This is a genomic window from Nonomuraea sp. B12E4 (assembly GCF_039871825.1).
Classification (GTDB): domain Bacteria; phylum Actinomycetota; class Actinomycetes; order Streptosporangiales; family Streptosporangiaceae; genus Nonomuraea.
Window position 1 is genome coordinate 46,789 of record NZ_JBDPME010000016.1, and the last position, 21,041, is coordinate 67,829.

At 68.3% G+C, this 21,041-nt stretch carries 22 protein-coding genes; 14 read left to right on the forward strand and 8 right to left on the reverse strand.

The window, feature by feature from the left end:
• Positions 1–19: 19 nt before the first annotated feature.
• Positions 20–544 (reverse strand): YbaK/EbsC family protein, encoded by a 525-nt coding sequence (locus ABGB18_RS30490; protein WP_347699073.1) that lies wholly within the window; start codon positions 542–544, stop codon positions 20–22.
• Between the two features lie 80 nt (positions 545–624).
• Here ABGB18_RS30490 and ABGB18_RS30495 point away from each other — a divergent pair, with 80 nt between their 5' ends.
• Positions 625–2,103: a CCA tRNA nucleotidyltransferase gene (locus ABGB18_RS30495; protein WP_347699074.1), complete on the forward strand. Its 1,479-nt coding sequence runs from the start codon at positions 625–627 to the stop codon at positions 2,101–2,103.
• Here the strand turns inward: ABGB18_RS30495 and ABGB18_RS30500 are convergent.
• The gene (locus ABGB18_RS30500) at positions 2,083–3,372 is read right to left on the reverse strand and encodes an MFS transporter (RefSeq protein WP_347699075.1); all 1,290 of its coding nucleotides are present in this window, start codon (positions 3,370–3,372) and stop codon (positions 2,083–2,085) included. The two genes, ABGB18_RS30495 and ABGB18_RS30500, sit on opposite strands and share 21 nt — an antisense overlap.
• A 105-nt stretch (positions 3,373–3,477) precedes the next feature.
• Between ABGB18_RS30500 and idi the strand changes: the two genes are divergently transcribed.
• Positions 3,478–4,062 carry an isopentenyl-diphosphate Delta-isomerase gene (gene idi, locus ABGB18_RS30505; protein ID WP_347699076.1) on the forward strand — a complete coding sequence of 195 codons (585 nt, stop codon included), beginning with the start codon at positions 3,478–3,480 and terminating at the stop codon, positions 4,060–4,062.
• Positions 4,063–4,245: 183 nt separating this feature from the next.
• On the opposite strand, the gene ABGB18_RS30510 is transcribed toward idi, so the two are convergent.
• Positions 4,246–5,325, reverse strand: a complete 1,080-nt coding sequence (locus ABGB18_RS30510) for an inositol-3-phosphate synthase (protein WP_347699077.1) — start codon at positions 5,323–5,325, stop codon at positions 4,246–4,248.
• A 13-nt stretch (positions 5,326–5,338) separates the two neighbouring features.
• Positions 5,339–5,923, reverse strand: a complete 585-nt coding sequence (locus ABGB18_RS30515; RefSeq protein ID WP_347699223.1) for a PadR family transcriptional regulator — start codon at positions 5,921–5,923, stop codon at positions 5,339–5,341.
• A gap of 133 nt (positions 5,924–6,056) precedes the next feature.
• Here ABGB18_RS30515 and ABGB18_RS30520 point away from each other — a divergent pair, with 133 nt between their 5' ends.
• The 4 genes from ABGB18_RS30520 to ABGB18_RS30535 all read left to right on the forward strand — a co-directional run bounded on the left by ABGB18_RS30520 (position 6,057) and on the right by ABGB18_RS30535 (position 11,551).
• Entirely contained in the window at positions 6,057–6,443 is a 387-nt protein-coding gene (locus ABGB18_RS30520) for a DUF5318 family protein (protein ID WP_347699078.1), read from the forward strand.
• A gap of 148 nt (positions 6,444–6,591) precedes the next feature.
• Positions 6,592–9,171, forward strand: a complete 2,580-nt coding sequence (locus ABGB18_RS30525; protein WP_347699079.1) for a transglycosylase domain-containing protein — start codon at positions 6,592–6,594, stop codon at positions 9,169–9,171.
• Positions 9,168–10,490, forward strand: coding sequence for a glycosyltransferase 87 family protein (locus ABGB18_RS30530; protein WP_347699080.1), 1,323 nt, complete (start codon positions 9,168–9,170; stop codon positions 10,488–10,490). The genes ABGB18_RS30525 and ABGB18_RS30530 overlap by 4 nt, the downstream gene beginning before the upstream one ends.
• Positions 10,487–11,551: a mannosyltransferase family protein gene (locus tag ABGB18_RS30535; protein WP_347699081.1), complete on the forward strand. Its 1,065-nt coding sequence runs from the start codon at positions 10,487–10,489 to the stop codon at positions 11,549–11,551. Before ABGB18_RS30530 ends, ABGB18_RS30535 begins: the two co-directional genes overlap by 4 nt.
• A 139-nt stretch (positions 11,552–11,690) precedes the next feature.
• Here the strand turns inward: ABGB18_RS30535 and ABGB18_RS30540 are convergent, their stop codons facing one another.
• The gene (locus tag ABGB18_RS30540; protein WP_347699082.1) at positions 11,691–12,434 is read right to left on the reverse strand and encodes a deoxyribonuclease IV; all 744 of its coding nucleotides are present in this window, start codon (positions 12,432–12,434) and stop codon (positions 11,691–11,693) included.
• A 75-nt stretch (positions 12,435–12,509) separates the two neighbouring features.
• On the opposite strand from ABGB18_RS30540, the gene ABGB18_RS30545 reads away from it, so the two are divergent.
• Entirely contained in the window at positions 12,510–12,686 is a 177-nt protein-coding gene (locus ABGB18_RS30545) for a hypothetical protein (RefSeq protein WP_347699083.1), read from the forward strand.
• A 49-nt stretch (positions 12,687–12,735) separates the two neighbouring features.
• On the opposite strand, the gene ABGB18_RS30550 is transcribed toward ABGB18_RS30545, so the two are convergent.
• Positions 12,736–13,044 carry a hypothetical protein gene (locus ABGB18_RS30550; protein ID WP_347699084.1) on the reverse strand — a complete coding sequence of 103 codons (309 nt, stop codon included), beginning with the start codon at positions 13,042–13,044 and terminating at the stop codon, positions 12,736–12,738.
• 200 nt (positions 13,045–13,244) lie between these two features.
• Here ABGB18_RS30550 and rpsF point away from each other — a divergent pair, with 200 nt between their 5' ends.
• The 7 genes from rpsF (at position 13,245) to ABGB18_RS30585 (ending at position 18,038) form a co-directional block, all read left to right on the forward strand.
• A complete protein-coding gene (gene rpsF, locus ABGB18_RS30555) occupies positions 13,245–13,535 on the forward strand; it encodes a 30S ribosomal protein S6 (RefSeq protein WP_026214314.1) in 291 nt (96 codons plus the stop codon).
• A 77-nt stretch (positions 13,536–13,612) separates the two neighbouring features.
• Positions 13,613–14,179 (forward strand): single-stranded DNA-binding protein, encoded by a 567-nt coding sequence (locus ABGB18_RS30560; RefSeq protein ID WP_347699085.1) that lies wholly within the window; start codon positions 13,613–13,615, stop codon positions 14,177–14,179.
• A gap of 63 nt (positions 14,180–14,242) precedes the next feature.
• A complete protein-coding gene (gene rpsR, locus ABGB18_RS30565; RefSeq protein WP_020543048.1) occupies positions 14,243–14,479 on the forward strand; it encodes a 30S ribosomal protein S18 in 237 nt (78 codons plus the stop codon).
• A gap of 14 nt (positions 14,480–14,493) precedes the next feature.
• Positions 14,494–14,940 (forward strand): 50S ribosomal protein L9, encoded by a 447-nt coding sequence (gene rplI / locus ABGB18_RS30570; protein WP_090937737.1) that lies wholly within the window; start codon positions 14,494–14,496, stop codon positions 14,938–14,940.
• Between the two features lie 405 nt (positions 14,941–15,345).
• Positions 15,346–16,209, forward strand: a complete 864-nt coding sequence (locus ABGB18_RS30575) for an ABC transporter substrate-binding protein (protein ID WP_347699086.1) — start codon at positions 15,346–15,348, stop codon at positions 16,207–16,209.
• Between the two features lie 37 nt (positions 16,210–16,246).
• Complete coding sequence (locus tag ABGB18_RS30580; RefSeq protein WP_347699087.1) at positions 16,247–17,119, forward strand: amino acid ABC transporter permease; 873 nt, start codon at positions 16,247–16,249, stop codon at positions 17,117–17,119.
• A 175-nt stretch (positions 17,120–17,294) separates the two neighbouring features.
• On the forward strand, positions 17,295–18,038 hold the full coding sequence (locus ABGB18_RS30585; protein WP_347699088.1) for an amino acid ABC transporter ATP-binding protein: 744 nt from the start codon (positions 17,295–17,297) through the stop codon (positions 18,036–18,038).
• Here ABGB18_RS30585 and ABGB18_RS30590 read toward each other — a convergent pair.
• A complete protein-coding gene (locus tag ABGB18_RS30590; protein WP_347699089.1) occupies positions 18,035–19,513 on the reverse strand; it encodes an amino acid permease in 1,479 nt (492 codons plus the stop codon). The genes ABGB18_RS30585 and ABGB18_RS30590 overlap by 4 nt on opposite strands.
• Before the next feature lie 178 nt (positions 19,514–19,691).
• Positions 19,692–20,993, reverse strand: coding sequence for an MATE family efflux transporter (locus tag ABGB18_RS30595; protein WP_347699090.1), 1,302 nt, complete (start codon positions 20,991–20,993; stop codon positions 19,692–19,694).
• Positions 20,994–21,041 lie beyond the last annotated feature (48 nt).

Sequence of the window (21,041 nt, forward strand, 5' to 3'; positions counted from 1 at the left end):
CGCCCGCAATGGTACGGGTTCAGTGCCGTCGTGCGACCGCCGCACGAGATCCTCTCGGTCGTGATCCACATAGGTCGACCATCTTGCCTGGAAGGAGTGCCAGCAGGTCGAGCGCCCGGATGGAGAGCGCGGTGTGCCGCTCGCCGGTGGCGGTGAAGACGGGGTCGTCGTCGGCGATCAGCCGGTCGTCGATGAACATGGGCAGCGACTCCGGCAGCAGCAGCGGGCACACGAGCCCGTCCGCGTAGTCGGTCGCCGAATTGACCACGTGGGTCGAGGCCGGTCGCACCTTGCGCAGGCCGAGCCGGCCGCCGACGGCACCGGGCCGGGGCGGGCAGGCGACCGTGCTGGTGACCGCTGTGACGACCTCGTGGCCGAACCGCGTGACGGCATCGAGCACCGTGACCATGAGGCACCTCTCGGGCGCCGCGGAGAGCGTTTCCGGCAGCTCTTCCGCGCATGTCATGGGACGCGGAAGGCGTACGATCTCATGATGGACCTGGTGTGCGAGGAGCCAGCGATGGATCGCGAGGGCGTCCTTCATATAGTCCTCCTTGCCTTGTTCCATGCCCCCCGACGGTCCCTTGACCGACGGTAACCCGGACCCGATGTGGCTCGGGGGATATGTTCCGGAAGGACTCTTCGCGTTTGTCCGACTCAACTCTGACCGAAAGCCGGCATCGGGCCATGACCGACCTGTTCCGCAAGATCGCGCCGGTGGCCGACGAGCTCGGTCGCCTGTTCGTGGCGCAGGGCCATGAGCTGGCCCTCGTCGGCGGTCCGGTGCGTGACCTGCTGCTCGGCCGTGCCGGCAACGACCTCGACCTGACCACCGACGCGCGTCCCGAGCGGGTGCTCGAGATCGCCAGGGGCTGGGCCGACTCCGTGTGGACCATCGGCATCGACTTCGGCACGGTCGGGCTGCGCAAGGGCAACTGGCTCATCGAGATCACGACCTACCGCAGCGAGTCCTACGATCCGAAGTCGCGCAAGCCGGAGGTCGTCTACGGCGAGACGCTGGAGGCCGACCTGGAGCGGCGTGACTTCGCGGTCAACGCGATGGCGGTGCGGCTGCCCGGCCACGAGTTCGTCGACCCCTACGGCGGCATGAGCGACCTGCGGGCGGGGCGGTTGCGCACGCCCGGCACGCCGGAGCGGTCCTTCGACGACGACCCGCTGCGCATGCTGCGGGCCGCCCGGTTCGCCTCGCAGCTCGGGTTCGAGGTGGACGCACAGGCGCTGGCCGCGATGAGCGCGATGGCCGAGCGCATCGAGATCGTCTCGGCCGAGCGCATCCGGGACGAGCTCGACAAGCTCGTCTGCGGCGTCCATCCGCGCGAGGGGCTGCGACTGCTGGTCGAGACGGGCCTGGCCGGACACGTGCTGCCCGAGCTGCCCAAGCTGCGCCTGGAGATCGACGAGCACCACCGGCACAAGGACGTCTACGAGCACACGCTGACCGTGCTCGAGCAGGCCATCGCGCAGGAGGAGGACGGCAAGCCCGACCGTGTCCTGCGCTGGGCGGCGCTCATGCACGACATCGGCAAGCCGAAGACGCGGCGTCACGAGGCGGGCGGCCGGGTGTCGTTCCACCACCACGAGGTGGTCGGCGCGCAGATGACCAAGAAGCGGATGACGGAGCTGAAGTTCCCCAAGGACGTGATCTCCGACGTCGCGCGCCTGGTCGAGCTGCACCTGCGCTTCCACGGCTACGGCACGGGGGAGTGGACCGACAGCGCGGTGCGCCGCTACGTGCGCGACGCGGGGCACTTGCTGGACCGGCTGCACAAGCTGACCAGGGCCGACTGCACCACGCGCAACAAGCGCAAGGCGGCGGCGCTGTCGCGGACCTACGACCACCTTGAGGAGCGCATCGCCCGGCTCGCCGAGGAGGAGGAGCTGGCCAAGATCCGGCCCGAGCTCGACGGCAACGAGATCCAGCGGGTGCTCGGCGTGGGTCCCGGGCCGGTGGTGGGGCAGGCCTACAAGTTCCTGCTCGACATCAGGCTGGACAAGGGCGTGATCGGCAAGGACGCGGCCACCGCGGCGCTGCTGGAGTGGGCCCGGGCCAACGAGGTGGGGTCAGGTGACCTCGGCGCGTGAGGAGGGCGCCGTGACCATCCGGTACGCGAACGCCGCCACCACATAGCCGACCCCGATGATCGCGACGGTGGCGTAGGATTTGCCGTTCGCCGGGAGGATCAGCGCCGACAGGGCCGCGGCGAGCACGTACATGCCGTTGAAGAGCATGTCGTAGATCGAGAAGGCGCGGCCCAGGTAGATGTCCCGGACGTCGCGCTGCACGGTGGTGTCGGCGCAGATCTTGACGCTCTGTGCCGACACGCCCAGCACGAACCCGGCCACCGGCAGCCCCCACTCCTGGAACGGCAGCACCAGCGCGGCCGCCAGCACCCCGGAGGCGCCCAGCGCGATCGGCACCCAGCGCTCGATGCCGAACCACTCGGTCGTGTACGGGGTGATGATCACGGCGAGGAAGTAGCCGACGCCGGAGGTGGCCACCACCAGGCCGATCCCGCGCAGGGCGGCTTCGGGGTCGCCGTCGGTGAAGTAGTAGCGGTAGAGGATGATGCCCAGCGCGGTCGACATGCCGTAGAAGAACCGGTGGGTGGCCATCGCGCCCATCGTGGCGGCGGCCATGCGCTGCCGCACGAGGTGCCGGGCGCCGTCGGCCAGGCCGGTCACGACGTTGCGCATGGCCTCGCGCGCCTGCGGCCGGTTGAGGTCGGGCTCGGGGCCGAGCAGGTCGCGCCCCATGGTCCGCGCCATCAGCGCGGTCAGCGCGAGCGGCACGCAGCAGGTGATCAGCAGCAGCGCCGCGCCGCGGTCGTCGCCGCCGAACACCTCGCGCAGCAGGAACCCCGCTCCCGCGCCCACGAACGTGATCACCGTGCCCGAGGTGGGCGTGACCGCGTTGGCCGCCATCAGCCGGTCGGCGGGCACCACGTGCGGCAGCGAGGCGCCGAGCGCGGTCAGGAAGAACCTGTTGACCCCGAGCACGCCGAGCGCCGCCCCGTAGAACGCCCAGTCGGGCACGTCGGCGGCGACCAGCGCCGCGGCGAGCAGCAACAACGCGCCGCGCACGATCGGCGCCACCATCAGGATCTGCCGCCGCGACCAGCGGTCGATGAACACGCCGACGAACGGTCCCAGAATGCTGTAGGGCAGCAGCAGCACGGCGAGGCCGGCGGCCACCTGGATCGCGGTCGTCTGGCTCTCAGGACTGAAGAAGGCGAACCCGGCCACCCCGAACTGGAAGATCCCATCGGAGAACTGGGAGGTCAGCCGGGTGCCGAACAACCGCCGGAAATCCCTGCCGCGCAGGACAACGCGTAGATCGGCGACGAATGACACTCCGCAAGCCTAGCCCTGTGGGCGTCGTCTAGGATGCCCGGAGGTTGGTGCGGCAGATGAACAACAAGTTCCCTTTGATGGCGATGATCTCGTACGCTTCATAGCGTGACGACCGAGGAACACGTTGTGCTGGTCGACGATGACGGCCATGCGCTCGGCACCGCCCCCAAGACGTCGGTGCACGGCCGTGAGACCCCGCTCCATCTGGCGTTCTCCAGCTACGTCTTCGATCACGGAGGCCGCGTGCTGCTCACCAGGAGGGCGGATCACAAGATCACCTGGCCTGGTGTCTGGACCAACAGCTGCTGCGGTCACCCACTGCCGGGCGAGCCACCCGCGAGGGCGGTCCTGCGCCGGCTGTCCCACGAGCTCGGCCTGCGCGCCGAGCACGCCGATCTGATGCTGCCGACCTTCGCCTACCGGGCGGTGATGGCCAACGGCATCGTCGAGCACGAGCTCTGCCCGGTCTACCGGGTGACGGCCGACGCTCCCGTGGAGCCCAACCCCGAGGAGGTGGGGGAGGTGTTGTGGATGCCGTGGAAGGAGTTCGTCGAGGGCGTGCAGCGAGGGCTGCTGGCGATCTCGCCGTGGTGCCGGGAGCAGGTGCCGCTGCTCACGGAGCTCGGCGCCGACCCGATGACCTGGCAACCGGCCCCCGACTCCGCCCTGCCTCCGGCGGCCCGGCTCTAGCCGGGCCGGCGGCACGGCGGTCGGGACGACGCCCGGCCGGGCGATCCTGACATCCGAGAAGACCCGATGACCGAAAAATCTGACAGGCCATGATTCGGACATCCGAAACTGGACGCCCGAACACATGGGGAGGCGCCGCGCCCGGCCGGGCGCGGCGCCTTCGTCACGACCCCGGTCAGGGCGTCAGCGCTCGACCTCGCCCCGGATGAACTTCTCGACGGAGTCCCGGGCCTCGTCGTCGGAGAACTGCTTCGGCGGCGACTTCATGAAGTACGACGACGCCGACAGGATCGGCCCCCCGATCCCCCGGTCAAGGGCGATCTTGGCGGCCCGGACCGCGTCGATGATGATCCCGGCCGAGTTGGGGGAGTCCCACACCTCGAGCTTGTACTCCAGGGTCAGCGGCGTGTCGCCGAATGAGCGTCCTTCGAGCCGTACGAACGCCAACTTGCGGTCGTCCAGCCACGGCACGTGGTCCGACGGCCCGATGTGCACGTCCGCCTTGGCCATCTCGTGCGGGATCTGCGAGGTGACCGACTGCGTCTTCGAGATCTTCTTGGAGAGAAGCCGCTGGCGCTCCAGCATGTTCATGAAGTCCATGTTGCCGCCGACGTTGAGCTGGTACGTGCGCAGCAGCTCCACCCCGCGGTCCTCGAACAGCTTGGCCAGCACCCGGTGCGTGATCGTGGCGCCGACCTGCGACTTGATGTCGTCACCGACGATCGGCACGCCGGCCTCGGTGAACTTCGCGGCCCACTCCGGGTCGGAGGCGATGAACACCGGCAATGCGTTGACGAACGCCACCTTGGCGTCCAGCGCGCACTGCGCGTAGAACCGGTCGGCCTCCTCCGAGCCCACCGGCAGGTAGGACACCAGGACGTCGACGCGATTGTCACGCAGCACCTGGACCACATCGACCGGCGCCTCGTCGGACTCCTCGATGATCTCACGGTAATACTCACCCAGACCGTCGAAGGTGTGGCCCCGCTGGACCGTCACCCCGGTGGGCGGCACATCCGTGATCTTGATGGTGTTGTTCTCGCTGGCGACGATGGCCTCCGAGAGGTCACGGCCGACCTTCTTGGCATCCACGTCGAACGCGGCGACGAACTCGACGTCGCCGACGTGGTAATCGCCGAACTTCACGTGCATCAGGCCCGGCACCCGGATCTCCGGGTCGGCGTCCTTGTAGTAGTGAACGCCCTGGACCAGCGACGACGCGCAGTTGCCGACACCGACAATGGCCACGCGAACCGAACCCATCGCACTCGCTCCCTTACTCATCAGTTGACGTGGTATCTCTCTCGGGCCCTTCCGAAGCCCGACGTTCCGTTGCGATCAGCTCGTTCAGCCAGCGCACCTCGCGCTCGACCGACTCGAGCCCATGGCGCTGCAGCTCGAGCGTGTAACTGTCGAGCCGCTCCCTGGTGCGCGCCAGCGCCGTGCGCACCGCGTCCAGCCGCTCCTCCAACCGGCTGCGGCGACCTTCGAGGATGCGCAGGCGTACTTCGGCCTCGGTGTGCCTGAAAAAGGCGAAGTGCACGCCGAAGCTCTCGTCCTCCCAGGCGGACGGGCCGGCCTGGGTCAGCAGGTCCTGCAGCCGTTCCTTGCCTTCGGCGGTCAGCTTGTAAACGATCTTCGATCGGCCGCCGACGATCGGGGGTTGCTCGGGTTGCTCCTCCGCGATGAGCCCCTGAGCCAGTAGCGAACGCAGACAGGGGTAAAGCGATCCATAGGAGAACGCACGGAACATCCCCAGCAGGGCGTTGAGCCGTTTACGCAGCTCATAGCCATGTAGTGGTGTCTCATGCAGCGACCCGAGCACGGCCAGCTCCAAGACCCTGCCCTGTCCGCCGGCCACCGGAACCGCCCCCTCTCGCGTCGATGTATCGAGCCGATACATCCTGAGGATACGTCGCGCCGCTATATCACTGCAATCATTGAATCTGCCAAGTCGTTGGGATGAATCGGTAAAAAGCCGTAGTCTGGCGCTCATGTGGTCACAGCGGAGGGTGGTGGATTACGGCCTCGCGAAACGGGCGGTGGTCCGCTCGCTGCGCAATGGACGCACCTCACGCGGCGACGTCTGTGACGCACAGCCCTACCTCCTTCGCGCGGCGCGCCACCTCGGCGAGCCGACCGAACGTCTCTGCCCGGTCTGCGAAAGGGAGAACGTCACCAATGTGACCTATGTCTACGGCGACTCCCTCGGGAGGCATGCCGGACAGGCAAAGGTCATGTCGGAACTCGTCGCGATGGCTCATGATTACGATGAGTTCCGGGTGTACGTCGTCGAGGTCTGCCAAGGTTGTTCCTGGAACCACCTGACGGTTTCGTACGTCCTCGGCAACGGACCGCCCGACCTCGTCGGCCGAGCTTGAAGACCGAGGGCGGCGAGGAACCTCACGCCCCCAACGCCGTTTTGTTCCGATGACGATGCGAGGACGTGTGAGTAACAGCATGCATGAGGGGCCCGGCCAGCCTCCACGCCCTGGTGGAAGGCGCCGCCGGTCCGGCTCATCCCGTTCTGTGCCCCCGGGTTCTCCGCCCCAGAACGACGAGGCGGGCTGGGGCGCGGGGTCGCCTCCGCGCCGTCCCGAAGCGGCCTACGAGCAGACGGGCGCCATGGCGGCGCAGCCGTACGACGAATACGTCGATGGCGGCGACCGGCCGCCGGCGCGCTCGCGCGCGCGCCAGGACACGCGCACGCTGGGTAACCAGGAGACCATGGTCGGCGACGGGCCGCGGCGCTCGCGCCGGCGGGGCTCGGGCGGCGGGCCCCCCGAGCAGCCCCCGGGACCCCCGCATTCCCCGGAAGGCAGGGGACGCGGCGGCTGGCGCAGGTTCGTGCCGAACTGGAAGATCGTCGTGGCCGGGTTCGTGGTGCTCGCGGCCGGCATGTTCGGCATGGTCATGGTGGCCTACGCCAACACCCCGGTGCCCACCGCGACCCAGTCCGAGGCGCTGGCGCAGGCGAGCACTCTCTACTACCGGGACAAGTCGCCCATCACCAAACTGGGCATGAGGCGCGAGATCCTCACCGACATCAACAAGATCAGTGATTCGGTCAAGGACGGCGCCATAGCCATCGAGAACGACACGTTCTACGAGGACTCGGGCATCTCCATCTCCGGCATCTTCCGCTCGGCCTGGATGACGCTGTCCGGTCAGCAGTTGCAGGGTGCCTCGACGATCACCCAGCAGATGGCCCGGGCCTACTACGACGGCCTCAGCCAGGAAGTGTCGATCAAGCGCAAGGTCATGGAGATCTTCGTCGCGGTCAAGCTCGACGACACCATGTCCAAGGACCAGATCCTGCTGACCTACTTCAACACCATCAACTTCGGCCGGGCCTACGGCATCGAGGCCGCCGCGAAGGCCTACTTCGGCAAATCCGCCGCGAAGTTGACGCCCGAGCAGGGCGCCTACCTCGCGGCGCGCATCCAGCAGCCCAACTGGGAGCCCGATGCCCCGGGGCTCAAGTTCCGCTTCAACAAGGTCGTCGAAGCGATGGCCAAGGTGTTCCCGGAGAAGTACGGCAATCTCCCGAAGACCGCGAAGTTCCCCAAGACGGTCAAGGAGTCCAAGAACGAGGAGTACGGCGGCCTCAAGGGCTACATGGTGACCGAGGTGATACGGGAGCTCAAGGGCCGCGGCCTGACCGAGGACGAGATCCGCACCGGCGGCTACAAGATCTACACCACCTTCGACAAGAAGCTGATGAGAGCCGCCGCGACCGCCATGACGGACACGATGAAGGGCATGAACAAGGAGTTCCACGGCAGCCTGGCCGCGGTGGACCCGAAGACCGGCCAGGTCCTGGCGACCTTCGGCGGCACCAACTACCTCGAGGACCCGTGGAACGAGCCCTTCGACTCCAAGAAACAGGCGGCCTCCGCGTTCAAGCCCTACGTCCTGGCGGCCTGGCTGCAGGCCGGATATTCGCTCAAGAGCTTCGTTCCGGGTAACGAGACGGTTCCGAAGGAGCTACCCGGCCAGCAGACCGGCGGCTTCAGGAACAGCCACAACGTGGGCCGGGCGGTCGACGTGGTCAAGGCCACCGCGGAGTCGGTCAACACCGCGTACGTGTCGATGGCGTTCAAGCTGCCCGGCCAGATCGACGACGTGAAGAACCTGGTCGAGGCCGCCGGGTTCAACCAGGAGCGGATGGAGAAGGACGTCACCGACCACCACTACCAGTTCGCCATCGGCAGCGCCCCGGTCACCGCGGTCGAGCAGGCAGCGGGATACTCGATCTTCGCCAACGCCGGCCAGTACCGTCCGTACCACGTGGTGAGAGAGGTCAAGCTGGGCCAGAAGGTGGCCTATCCCGAGCTGAACGCGCCCAAGAAGGTCGTCAACCCCGAGGTGGCCGCCGACGCCACGGTCGCCATGGAGGCGGTGCTGCAGAGCGGCACCGCGCGGGGTCAGGGCCTGGGCAACCGGCCGGCGGCCGGCAAGACCGGCACCAACAACGACGAGAACGGCGCCTGGTTCGTCGGCTACACGCCGCAGATCTCGACGGCGGTCGGGTTCTATCGCGAGGAGTGCCGGACGAAGACGGGCAAGGTCGTCCCGCCCATCCACTCCAACTGTCCGGAGACCCCGGGCGGCAAGCCGCACGCCAAGTACAACCAGCAGAACCCCTACACCCGGCCGTTCGAGGTCAGTCTGGGCTTCGAGGGTGCCGGTCCGCCCACGGCGGCCTGGCGCAGGTTCATGCTGCTCGCGCACGAAGGGCTGCCGGTCGAGCAGTTCCCGACCAGGGCCGATTACGGCGTGCCGGAGAACATCGTGCCGAGCCCGGCGCCCAAGCCGACGGTGACCCCGGACGACCCGTTCAGCACCGGGGAGGACGACCCGTTCGACCTCGGGGACAGCGAGCAGAACTGCATCATCCCGCCGTGCGGTGACGACACCGGTGGTGACGCCCCGGACGTCGATCGTGAGAGCGAGTTCCCGCAGGGCTCCTCCGATGTCGACGACCAGGGCCTGAGCGGTCTGGGCGGCGTGGGCGAAGCTCCAGGCGGTAACGGCGGCAACGGCAACGGACCGCCGGATCGCGGACAGGGCGGCCCCGGAGGGTCGTCCGGGTCCGGAGAGCAGTGACGAGCACGGAGGTGCGCGTTCCCCTGGTGGCGCGCACCATTCCGTACCTGCCCCTGGGGCTGATCGCGGCCCTGGGGGCGAGCCTCGCATACGTGGTGCGGCTGCCGTGCCGCACCGGTGGCTGGAACGACCAGGTCTCGACGTACACCAACTTCTGCTACACCGACATCTACCCGCTCTACTTCGACCGGGCCCTGTCCACCGAGAACCCCTACTTCGCCCACGTGCCCTTCGACAAGCAGGTCGAATACCCGGTCGTGCTGGGCGAGGTCATGCAGGTGATCAGCTGGTTCGCCCGGTGGCTGGAGACGGACGTGGGCGCGCAGGCCGTCAGGTTCTACGACCTGACGGTCATCCTGCTCGGCGTCTCCCTGGTGGCCGGCGTCCTGCTGATGGCCGCGGTGGCCGGGCCGACCCGGTGCTGGGACGCGCTCTGGTACGCCATCTCGCCCGCCGTCGTGCTGGCCGCCTACATCAACTGGGACCTGGTCGCGGGCGCGCTGTCCATGGGCATGCTGCTGGCCTGGGCGCGGCGCCGGCAGGTGCTGGCCGGCGTGCTGCTCGGGCTGGCCATCGCGACGAAGTTCTACCCGCTGCTGTTCGTGGGCGCGTTGTTCCTGCTCACGTGGCGTACCGGGAGATGGCGACCGTTCCTTGTCACAATGGGGTCGGCGGCGGGCGCGTGGATCGTGGTCAACGCGCCATTCATGATCTTCGCTTGGGAGGGCTGGCGCAGGTTCTACGTCTTCTCCGCCGATCGCGGGGTGGACTGGGGCTCGGTGTGGCTGTTCTTCCAGAACAAGGGGTGGGGGTTCCTGGGCCAGGGCGACGTGAGCACGCTCGGCATGGCGGCGCTGGCGCTGCTGTGCCTGGGCATCGCCGTGCTCACGCTCGCCGCGCCGCGCCGGCCACGGCTGGCCCAGATCTGCTTCCTGGCGCTGGCCGCCTTCATGATGACGAACAAGGTGTGGTCGCCGCAGTTCGTGCTCTGGCTGGTGCCGTTCGCCGTGCTGGCCAGGCCCAACTGGAAGCCGCTGGTGCTGTGGCAGCTCGCCGAGGTCTGGTATTTCGCCGCCATCTGGCTCTACCTGCTCTCCCAGCCGCCGCTGAGCCGCGACGACCTGGGCATCGGTGACGACACCTACTTCACCGCCGTCTGGGGGCGGGTCATCACCATCGCGATCATGATGGCGTTCGTCGTGCGGGACATCCTGCGCCCCGACAAGGACGTGGTGCGCCAGGCCGACGTCGACGACCAGACGGGCGGTGTCTTCGACGACGCCCGCGACCGGTTCACGCTGGCGTCCATCCTGAGATGATCACCCGCTCGTCCGCGCGGGACGCTCTGCTGCTCTGGCTGGGCTCGCGCGCCGGACTGCTGGTGGCGACGTTGCTCGGGACGACGTTCGCCGAATACGTCGCGGGCTGGCGCCACTGGGACGCCGAACTGTTCATCACGATCGCCGAACACGGGTACGACGGCGAGCCCGGCGAGCCGGTGGACGAGGGGTTGCCGGCCTTCTTCCCGGGTTTCCCGGTGATGTTGCGGATGGTGCACTTCGTCGTCCCGGACTGGTCGGCGGCCGGGCTGCTGATCTCGCTGGTGGCCGGGGCGGTGGCCATGATGGCGCTGGCCCGGCTGGCCGAGGTGGAGGGCGCGCACGGCTGGATGGCGGTGCTGGCGCTGCTGTCCTTCCCGATGGCGGTCTTCCTGGCGGCGGGCTACAGCGAGTCGCTCTTCCTGGCCTTCGCGATCCCGGCCTGGCTGGCGGCCCGGCAGGGCGCGTGGTCGGCGGCGGCGTTGCTGGCCGCGGGTGCCGCCTGCGTGCGGATCACCGGGTTGTTCCTCGCGGTCGCGCTGGTGGTGGAGTTCTTCACGGCCAAGGAGTCGCCGCGGCGGGCCGGGTGGCTGGTCGTGCCGTTCCTGCCGCTGGTGGCGTACTCGTATTACCAGTACGGCCGGTCCGGCGACTGGCTGGCCTGGAAGCACGCCCAGCAGGCCGGGTGGGGGCGGGACTTCGCCTGGCCGTGGGAGGCGTGGCGGACGACCTGGCGCTCGGCCCTGGGATCCGACGACATGGCGGTCGCCTTCCGCATGGAGATCGCCGGGGCCGTGGTGGCGCTCGCCGTGCTGGTGTGGCTGCTCCTGCTGCGCCGGTGGAGCGAACTGGTCTACACGGGCCTGCAGGCGGGGGCGCTGATGACCTCCGCCTTCTACCTGTCGATCCCGCGCTCGCTGCTGCTGTGGTTTCCCCTGTGGGTGCTGGTCGCCAGGGTCGCGACCAGCAGGACGTGGGTGATCGTGCTCTATGCGCTGATTTCGGGGCCGCTCACGCTCGTCAACACCGGCCGCTTCCTCAGCGGCGCGTGGGCGGGCTGAGCTCCATACCCTTTTCTTCGTCTCGGTAATCCAGGGAAGTTATCCACAGGCTGTGTGTTTTCCCTAAGAAGTTTTCCCCAGTAGCCCTTGACCAGCCGGTTCACGCCGGTGGCCGGGGCCTGCGCCGGTCCGCGCGGCCTCAAAGATTTTTTCTGAGGAAGGCGATGTCGTCGGCCTGGCCCGCCGCGGGCGTCTCGACCACGATGGGCGCGCCGGCCGCCCGGCAGACCGCCAGGATCACCTCGGGGTCGATCCGGCCCTGGCCCAGGTTGGCGTGGCGGTCGGCGCCTGAGTCGAACTCGTCGCGCGAGTCGTTGCAGTGGACGAGGTCGATGCGGCCGGTGATGGCCCTGACCCGATCGACCAGGTCGACCAGCTCCTCGCCGCCGGCGTGGGCGTGGCAGGTGTCGAGGCAGAAGCCCACGTCGAAGCCGTCGAGCGCGTCCCACAGCCGGGCGATGCGCTCCAGCTTGCGCGCCATGGCGTTGTCGCCGCCCGCGGTGTTCTCGATCAGCACGGGGATCGGGCACTCCATGCGCTCGAACACCTTGCGCCAGTTGTCGAACCCCTTCTGCGGGTCGTCGCTCTTGTTGACGTGGCCGCCGTGCACGATCAGGCCCTTGGCGCCGAGGCTCGCGGCCGCCTTGAGGTGCTGCTCCAGCAGCTTTCGGCTGGGGATCCTGATCCGGTTGTTGGTGGTGGCCACGTTGATCAGGTAGGGGGCGTGGATGTAGAGGTCGACGCCCTCCACCGGCTTGGCGGGCAGCACCGGCTTGTCGTAGCCCTGGGGATCGCCGAGGAAGAACTGCACCACCTCGGCCCCCACCTCGGCGGCATGAGCGGCGGGGTCGTCCTGATCGACGTGAGCTCCGATTCGCACCATGTCAGCGAGCCTATCCGTTTGCCGCGGCGCCGGTGGGGCAGTCGCGGGGGCACCCCCAAAGCGAGGAGACGAGCGATGACGCGGTGGCGCTTACGAGCGCTGATCTTGATGATCTACGTTGTGATCGGGATCTACGTGGCCTGGGTGTACGACTACATCACCCCCGGACTACTCAGGGACGTCGCGGAGGCGTTGCTCTCGGTGTTCCTCTGGTTCCTGGTCCTGCTCGGCATAGACCTGCACATCGGCTAGCGATGTCCTGCTCGGAAACGGCCCCGGTGCGGCACGCCGGGGCCGTCGCTCATGGATGGGGCAGGAAGCCCCCGTGGGCGATGCCGAGGGCGGCCCCCACGAAGGCGCCGACCAGGCCGACGATGTTGAGCGAGCGCTGCGGCGTGGTCGCCGAGATGTACTGGGAATAGAGCCCCACGCCGAAGCCGAGCGTGCCGACCCAGGCCGAGATCATGTGCGCCGCGAGCCAGAACGTCGATACGAACGCCACCACTCCGAGCGCCAGCGTGGCGATGGCCAGGATGTTCTCCGTCGGATGTGCGCGTCCGTCGGTATTGAGTGTCAGCCTGAACCGCTCCCTTTCGGAGGGTTGAAGCACGTGTGGCACTGTCATCACCCCCTAGGTTTCTTAAAGGCCTTCCCATCTACCCGAGGCTGGTAACCTTGAGCACGCTGCGTTGTGATGGGTGATCCATCGCCCCCAGGTGCCGAAAGGGGCGCCAGGGAAGATACGACAGCGTCCTCCTGTCACGGCAGAGTGTCGTGACCGCAAGAGTCCAGAGGAGGTAGGAGTCCCGCATGCGTCGTTACGAAGTAATGGTCATTCTGGACCCTTCGCTCGATGAGCGCACCGTCGCGCCGTCCCTCGACCAGTTCCTCACCGTGGTCCGCAACGACGGCGGCACCGTGGAGAAGGTCGACGTCTGGGGTCGTCGCAGGCTCGCGTACGACATCGACAAGAAGTCCGAGGGCATCTACGCCGTCATCGACCTGTCCGCGGAGCCCGCGACGGTCAAGGAGCTCGACCGGCAGATGAACCTCAACGAGGGCATCCTGCGCACCAAGGTCCTCCGGCCGGACGTGCACTAAGTCCCGGCTTTTGTCGGGGACCCCCCGTACTCTGGGCCGTAACCCAAGCAAGGCGTGCAGGAAGGCGAGCGCAAGCCATGGCAGCAGGCGACACCGTAATCACCATCGTCGGCAACCTTGTCGAAGACCCCGAGCTGCGCTTCACCCCCACGGGGCAAGCGGTGGCTCGATTTCGCATCGCGTCCACTCCGCGGTTCATGGATCGCCAGACCAACGAGTGGAAAGACGGCGAAAGCCTCTTCCTGACCTGCAACGTGTGGCGGCAGGCGGCGGAGAACGCCGCCGAGAGCCTCCAGCGTGGGATGCGGGTCATCGTGCAGGGGCGGCTCAAGCAACGGTCCTACGAGACCAAGGAAGGCGAGAAGCGCACGGTTTACGAGGTCGAGGTCGACGAGGTCGGCCCGTCCCTGCGTAACGCCACCGCCAAGGTCAACCGCACTTCCCGCCAGGGTGGCGGGGGCGGCGGCGGCTTCGGCGGCGGCCCGGCCGACGACCCGTGGGCCTCCGCGACGCCCGCCCCGCCTCAGGGCGGTGGCTTCCAGGGCGGCGGCGGCGGTGGTGGCGGCGGCTTCGGTGGCGGTGGCCAGCAGGGCGGCGGCGGCTTCGGCGGCGGCGGCGACTTCAGCGACGAACCGCCTTTCTAAACTCTGTCCAACAGTCCGAGTCCATTCCCGCTCTGAAAGCGGGGCTCTGAAAGGAGCACCACGATGGCCAAGCCGGCACTGCGCAAGCCCAAGAAGAAGGTTTGCCTGTTCTGCCACGACAAGATCTCCTACGTCGACTACAAGGACACGGCGCTGCTGCGGAAGTTCATCTCCGACCGCGGCAAGATCCGTGCGCGCCGGGTGACGGGCAACTGCACCCAGCACCAGCGTGACGTGGCGACCGCGATCAAGAACGCCCGTGAGGTGGCCCTGCTGCCCTACACGAGCACCGCGCGCTAAGGAGGACTGTCGATATGAAGCTCATCCTCACCAACGAGGTCTCCGGCCTCGGCGCCCCGGGCGATGTCGTCGAGGTCAAGGACGGCTACGGCCGTAACTACCTCATTCCGCGCGGCTACGCCATGCGCTGGACGCGCGGCGCCGAGAAGCAGATCGAGACCATCAGGAAGGCTCGCGACGCCCGCGAGATCCGCGACCTGGGCACCGCCAAGGAGGTCGCCGGCCAGATCGGCGCGCTGCGCGTGCGCCTGACCACCCGGGCGGGGGAGTCCGGCCGGCTGTTCGGCTCCATCACCACGGGTGACATCGCCGACGCCGTCAAGGCCGCCGGCGGCCCGATCCTGGACCGGCGCCGCATCGAGATCGTCAACCCGATCAAGAGCGTCGGCTCCCACAAGGTCACCGTCAAGCTCCACCCGGAGGTTTCTGCTTCCGTGGATGTTGAGGTTGTCGCGGGCTGAGCTGTTTTCCCGATCAGGCCCCTCCTCTTTGGATGAGGGGCCTTTTCATCTGTTACGCGCTGCCAACGCCACCACCCGCCGCACGCGGCTGATGGCCCTCCAGGAAACGGCCTCTGACCCTTCACCGGCTGAGCGCCGTTACGCGAGCCCGTACTTGCCCGGTCACCGTGGCGACCCGGGACACCACCCGCCACGGCTGCTCGGGCCCCAATTACCCACGGCATCCCAGGCACTCCTTGCCACGGCCCTCTGAGCACCGCTCGCCGGCGGACGCCCGGCACCCCCTTGCCATGGTCCTCCGGGGACCGCGCACCTGGGCTTCTCAAGAGGCGGACACTGGGGGAGTTATTTCCTATATGGGCAGCGTAGAATGCGGTGGTTCTTTCGCGCGTTTCCCCTGGAGGCATGGCCATGGCCCGTCCCTCGATGCTGCTCGCGATCGGCGCATTGGCGGCGGCGGTCGTCGCCTGCGCACCGGTCGACGACACGGTTGGTGCGGCGGCCCCGACCGCGTCCACCGCTTGTGCCAAGGATCAGTTGCAGCTCGTCAACGCGGGCAAGCTGACCATCGGCACCGACAAGCCCGCTTACGAGCCGTGGTTCAAGGAGGACCCGAGCAACGGTCAGGGGTTCGAGAGCGCGGTGGCGTTCGCGGTGGCGGGGGAGCTCGGCTTCGACCGTACCGAGGTGCAGTGGAACACCGTGAAGTTCGACTCGGCGTTCGCACCGGGTGACAAGCAGTTCGACTTCGACATCAACCAGGTCTCGATCACGCCCCAGCGGGCCAAGGCGGTCGACTTCAGCAAGGGCTACTACACGGTCAAGCAGGCCGTCGTGGCGGTCGAGGGGAGCAAGTTCGCGGGGGCGAAGAGCCTGGCGGAGCTGAAGGACGCGAAGATCGGCGTACAGGTGGGCACGACCTCGCTCGAAGCGGTGCGGAACGTCATCGCTCCGGCGCAGGATCCCAACGTCTACAACGAGCAGATCGACGCCGTGAACGCGCTGAAGAACAAGCAGGTGGACGCCCTGATCGTGGACCTGCCGACGGCCTTCTACGTGACGGCGGCGCAGGTGGAGAACTCCAAGATCGTGGGTCAGTTCAGCTCGACGGGTGGCACGCCCGAGGAGTTCGGGCTGGTGATGGAGAAGGGCAGCCCGCTCAAGAGCTGCGTGGACAAGGCCGTGGACGCCCTGAAGTCGAAGGGCGAGCTGACCAAGATCGAGCAGGAGTGGCTCGGCTCGGCGGCGGGCGCGCCCGAGCTGCGATGAGCGAGCAGGCGCACCTCGACCGGCAGGCCACCCCGTGATGAGCGAGCACATCGGATCCGGGCACCAGGACGCGGGCGGGCGGGTCAAGTCCGAGCGGCAGTTGCGGCGCGAGAAGGTCCGCAGGTCGCATGCCCGGCGCTCGACCTCGATCGCCACCGCTTCGACGGTCGTCTTCATCGTGCTGGTCGGCTGGCTTCTCACCAGCTCGCCGGGCTGGCCGCGGGTGCGGGAGACGTTCTTCAACGCCGAGCAGTTCGTCGCGGCGCTGCCGGACGTGCTGAGCGGGTTCCTGCTCAACATCAAGATCTTCCTGATCGCCGAGCCGCTGATCCTGATCGTCGGTCTGCTGGTGGCGCTGGCCAGGGGGATCAGGACGCCCGCGTTCTTCCCGATCCGGGCGCTGGCCACGCTCTACACCGACATCTTCCGTGGCGTGCCGACGATCCTGGTCATCTACCTGATCGGGTTCGGACTGCCCGCGCTCAGGTTGCAGGGCATCCCGTCGGACCTGGCGACGCTGGGCATCATCGCGCTGACGCTGTCCTACGGCGCGTACGTGGCCGAGGTGTTCCGCTCGGGCATCGAGTCCATTCACCCGAGCCAGGTGGCCGCGGCCCGCTCGCTCGGGCTGAGCCACGGCAGGACCATGCGGTTCGTGGTGCTGCCGCAGGCCACCCGCCGGGTCGTGCCGCCGCTGCTGAACGACTTCGTCTCCCTGCAGAAGGACACCGCGCTGGTCGCCACCATCGGGCCCCTGGACACGCTCAGGCAGGCCCAGATCCACGCCGCCAGCACGTTCAACTACACGCCCTACCTGGCCTCGGCGCTGCTGTTCATCCTGCTCACCATCCCCATGGCCAGGCTCACCGACCACCTGGCCGCCCGCACGCGCAGGAGACGCGGAGCATGAGCGAGCCACTCACCGGGACACGGTCGGGCCACGCGCACGTGGCCGACGGGGGACGCATGAGCGAGCGACCCATTGGACACGGTCGGGCGACACTCATGCGGCTGACGGTGGGGGCGTATGAGCGACCCGTTGGACTCAGTCCGGCCACGCTCATGCGGTCGGCGGAGGAGGGCGTATGAGTGTGCTGACGGTTGACGGGGTGTGGAAGGAGTTCCACGGTCACAGCGTGTTGCGCGGCATCGATCTGGAGGTGAGCCCGCACGAGGTGGTGAGCCTGATCGGTGCCTCGGGCTCGGGCAAGTCCACGCTGCTGCGCTGCCTGAACCTGCTGGAGACGGTGGACGACGGCGCGATCTTCCTCGACGGCGAGGAGATCACCGACCCGCGTGTCAACGTGGACCACGTACGCAAGCGGCTGGGCATCGTGTTCCAGGCGTTCAACCTGTTCCCGCACATGACCGTGCTGGACAACATCACGCTGGCGCCCCGCCAGGTGCACGGGGTGGGCAGGGCACAGGCAGAGGAGCAGGCGCACGGGCTGCTGGCCAGGTTCGGGCTGGCGGACAAGGCGCGGGCCTATCCCGACCAGCTCTCGGGCGGGCAGCAGCAGCGGGTGGCGATCATCCGGGCGCTGGCCACCCAGCCCAGGCTGATGCTGCTCGACGAGGTCACCTCGGCGCTCGACCCGCAGTTGGTGGTGGAGGTGCTGGGGATCATCAGGGAGCTCAAGGAGTCGGGCATGACGATGATCCTCACGACCCATGAGATGGGCTTCTGTCGCGATATTTCGGACACGGTGTGCTTCCTGGACGGCGGCGTACTCCTTGAGAAGGGCCCGGCCGAGCAGCTCTTCACCGCGCCCGAGCACCCCAGGACCAGGGAGTTCCTGCGTAGCGTGCTCGAATCCGGCCGGTTCTAGCGGCGGTGCCGGCCGCGGGCCGGTTCGGGAGCGGAACGGGGGTGGGGGTGGGCCAGCAAGCTGTGGCGGCGGCCGTACAGGAGATAGACGACCAGACCGAAGGCCATCCACAGGGCGAACCACGCCCAGGTCACCACCCGCAGGTTGACCATCAGCCAGAGTGTGGCCACCAGCGAGAGCGCCGGCAGCAGCGGCGACAGCGGAACGCGGAACCCCCGCTCCAGGTACGGCATGCGCCGCCGCATCACGATCACCCCGGCCGCCACGAACGCGAACGCGAACAGCGCCCCGATCACCACGAGCTCCTGCAGCGTGAGCACCGGCACGAACTCGGACAGCATGATCGCGACGAACCCGATCACCAGCGTCACCCGGGTGGGCGTGTGATAGCGGCGGCTGACCGAGGCGAGCCCACGCGGGATGAGACCGTCGCGTGCCATCGAGAACAGCACCCGCGTCTGCCCCACGATCAGCACCAGGACCACGGTTGTCAGCCCGAGCACCGCGCCCACGTCGATGACGTGCACCATCCAGTCCACGCCGATCACCCGGAAGGCGCTCGACAGGGGAGTGTCTCCCGAGATCTTCGTGTAGGAGACCATGCCCACCATGACCAGCGCCACCGCGAGGTAGATGACCGTGGCGATCACCAGGCTGCGGATCATGCCCCTGGGCATGGCCCTGGGCGCGTTGACGGTCTCCTCGGCGGAGGTGGCCACGACGTCGAACCCGATGTAGGCGAACGCGATGGCCGAGGCCGCCGCGAAGATCCCGAACCAGCCGAACGCCTGGCTCTGCCCGACGAACACCTCCAGCACGGTCGCCGGATCCGACGGCAACGTCTTGGGCGGAACGAAGAAATCGCCGAAGTTGGCCACGTCGATGTGCGGCAGGCCCACCACGATGACCGCGCCGATGGCCAGCAGCTTGGCCGACACCATGATCCACAGGGCGCGCAGCCCGACCCGCGCGCTCAGCGCCACGATGCCGGTGAGCACCACCAGGACCCCGAACACGAGCAGGTCCTCGACCAGCGCCTCGTGCGGCAACTCGACGCCGAAGTTGGAGATCGCCCTGACCGTGAGCCCGCCCCAGGCCCGGGCCACCACCGCGGCGGCGAGCTGCAGCTCCAGGATCAGGGCCCAGCCGATGATCCAGGCCCAGACCTCGCCGAAGATGACGTACGTGAAGGTGTAGGCGCTGCCGGAGGTCGGCATCGTGGAGGACAGCTCGGCGTAGCACAGGCAGGCGAGCAGGCTGGCGATGCCCGCGATCATGAACGACAGGAGCACGCCGGGACCGGCGGTGTTGGCGGCCTGCTGGCCGGCGATGGAGAAGATGCCCGCGCCGATCATCACACCCAGCCCGAGCACGACCAGGTCACGTGGGCGGTAGAGCTCGGCCAGGCTGTGGCGGGCGCCGGTCCGCAGCCCGGTCGCCTCGGATGGCGGCAGTCGTCGCAGAATCGTGGTCAAGGAACACCCCGCTCAGGGAACTCGCTCACAATGTCCCACCACCTGGACAACAGCAAGCACGAGACGATTACGGTGGTCGCCGTCGCGGAGCGAGGGATTCACGCCTTCGGTGATTACCGCAGGTGGCCAGGGAGCATCTCACGCTGGGTCACGGCCCGTAGCAGGTAACGGTCCGTATTTACGCCCCGGTAACCAGCCAGGCGGTGCCGGCGGCCCGGCGGACGAGGGTGATCAGCCGGGCGATCATCCACACCCCGAGCGCGCACCAGAGCGCGACCACCCCGTAGCCGGCGGCGAGCACGGCGGCCGGCAGGTACGCCAGCGTCGTCCACACCCCGGCCCAGGCCAGGTAGCGCTGGTCGCCCGCGCCGATCAGCACCCCGTCGAGCACGAACACCACCCCGCACACCGGCTGGAACAACGCCACCGGCCACAACACGTCCAGCAGCAGCCCGGTGACCTCGGGGTCGGCGTCGAACAGCCCGGGCAGCACCGGCCGCGCGGCCACGACCAGCACGCCGAGCACGACCCCCGACCAGACTCCCCACTGCACCATGCGTTTGGTGGCGTCCTTGGTCGCCGCCGTGTCTCCCGCTCCGAGCGAGCGCCCGGTGATGGCCTGCCCGGCGATGGCGATGGCGTCCAGCGCGAAGGCGAGCAGCGTCCACACCTGCGTGGCGATGGCGTACGCGGCCAGTTGCCCCTCACCCATCCTGGTGGCGAACGCGGTGGCGGCCAGCAGCACGATCCGCAGGCACAAGGTACGGATGAGCAGCGCGATCCCGGCCGTACCCGCCTGCCTGATCCCGGCCAGATCGGGCGCGAGCGGCGTCCCCAGCCGCAGCGCGCCCCTGGCCACCACGACGAGATAGACGGCGGCCCCCAGCGTCTGGGCCAGCACGGTGCCCCAAGCGGACCCGGCGATGCCCCATTCCAGCCCCAGCACGAACCAGGCGTTGAGCGCCGCGTTCAGCGCGAACGACCCCACCGCGACCACCAGCGGCGTGACCGTGTCCTGCAGTCCGCGCAGCACCCCCGTGCCGGCCAGCACGACCAGCATCCCCGGCGCGCCGAACAGGCTGATCCGCAGGTAGGTGACGGCCTGCGCGCTCTGGCCCGCACTCGCCCCGAACAGCTCCACCACGGCCGGGGCCAGCGGCCAGCCCACGACGATCAGCGCCGCGCCGATGCCCAGCGCCAGCCAGATCCCGTCCACGCCGCTGCGCATGGCCCGTGCGTGGTTACCCGCGCCGGTCAGCCGGGCCACGGAGGCGGTGGTGCCGTAGGCGAGGAAGACACACAGGTTCATCAGAGTTGTGAGGATCGTGCCCGCCACGCCCAGCGCGCCCACCGCCGTGGTGCCCAGCCCGTGCCCCACGATGGCGTAGTCGGCCAGTAGGAAGAGCGGCTCGGCGACCAGGGCTCCGAAGGCCGGCACGGCCAGGCGCAGGATCTCCCGGTCTCGGGGTGTAATGGGCATTTGCCTATTATGGCCATTACTCGGCGTGTCGGCACAACTTTCTTTCCT

Excerpts from the sequence above, each read along its gene's own strand:
- ABGB18_RS30490 (WP_347699073.1), bottom strand. The coding sequence starts at position 544 with ATGAAGGACGCCCTCGCGATCCATCGCTGGCTCCTCGCACACCAGGTC.
- ABGB18_RS30495 (WP_347699074.1), top strand. The coding sequence starts at position 625 with ATGTTCCGGAAGGACTCTTCGCGTTTGTCCGACTCAACTCTGACCGAA.
- ABGB18_RS30510 (WP_347699077.1), bottom strand. The coding sequence starts at position 5,325 with ATGGGTTCGGTTCGCGTGGCCATTGTCGGTGTCGGCAACTGCGCGTCG.
- ABGB18_RS30520 (WP_347699078.1), top strand. The coding sequence starts at position 6,057 with ATGTGGTCACAGCGGAGGGTGGTGGATTACGGCCTCGCGAAACGGGCG.
- ABGB18_RS30535 (WP_347699081.1), top strand. The coding sequence starts at position 10,487 with ATGATCACCCGCTCGTCCGCGCGGGACGCTCTGCTGCTCTGGCTGGGC.
- ABGB18_RS30540 (WP_347699082.1), bottom strand. The coding sequence starts at position 12,434 with ATGGTGCGAATCGGAGCTCACGTCGATCAGGACGACCCCGCCGCTCAT.
- ABGB18_RS30545 (WP_347699083.1), top strand. The coding sequence starts at position 12,510 with ATGACGCGGTGGCGCTTACGAGCGCTGATCTTGATGATCTACGTTGTG.
- rpsF (WP_026214314.1), top strand. The coding sequence starts at position 13,245 with ATGCGTCGTTACGAAGTAATGGTCATTCTGGACCCTTCGCTCGATGAG.
- ABGB18_RS30560 (WP_347699085.1), top strand. The coding sequence starts at position 13,613 with ATGGCAGCAGGCGACACCGTAATCACCATCGTCGGCAACCTTGTCGAA.
- rpsR (WP_020543048.1), top strand. The coding sequence starts at position 14,243 with ATGGCCAAGCCGGCACTGCGCAAGCCCAAGAAGAAGGTTTGCCTGTTC.
- rplI (WP_090937737.1), top strand. The coding sequence starts at position 14,494 with ATGAAGCTCATCCTCACCAACGAGGTCTCCGGCCTCGGCGCCCCGGGC.
- ABGB18_RS30575 (WP_347699086.1), top strand. The coding sequence starts at position 15,346 with ATGGCCATGGCCCGTCCCTCGATGCTGCTCGCGATCGGCGCATTGGCG.
- ABGB18_RS30580 (WP_347699087.1), top strand. The coding sequence starts at position 16,247 with ATGAGCGAGCACATCGGATCCGGGCACCAGGACGCGGGCGGGCGGGTC.
- ABGB18_RS30585 (WP_347699088.1), top strand. The coding sequence starts at position 17,295 with ATGAGTGTGCTGACGGTTGACGGGGTGTGGAAGGAGTTCCACGGTCAC.
- ABGB18_RS30595 (WP_347699090.1), bottom strand. The coding sequence starts at position 20,993 with ATGCCCATTACACCCCGAGACCGGGAGATCCTGCGCCTGGCCGTGCCG.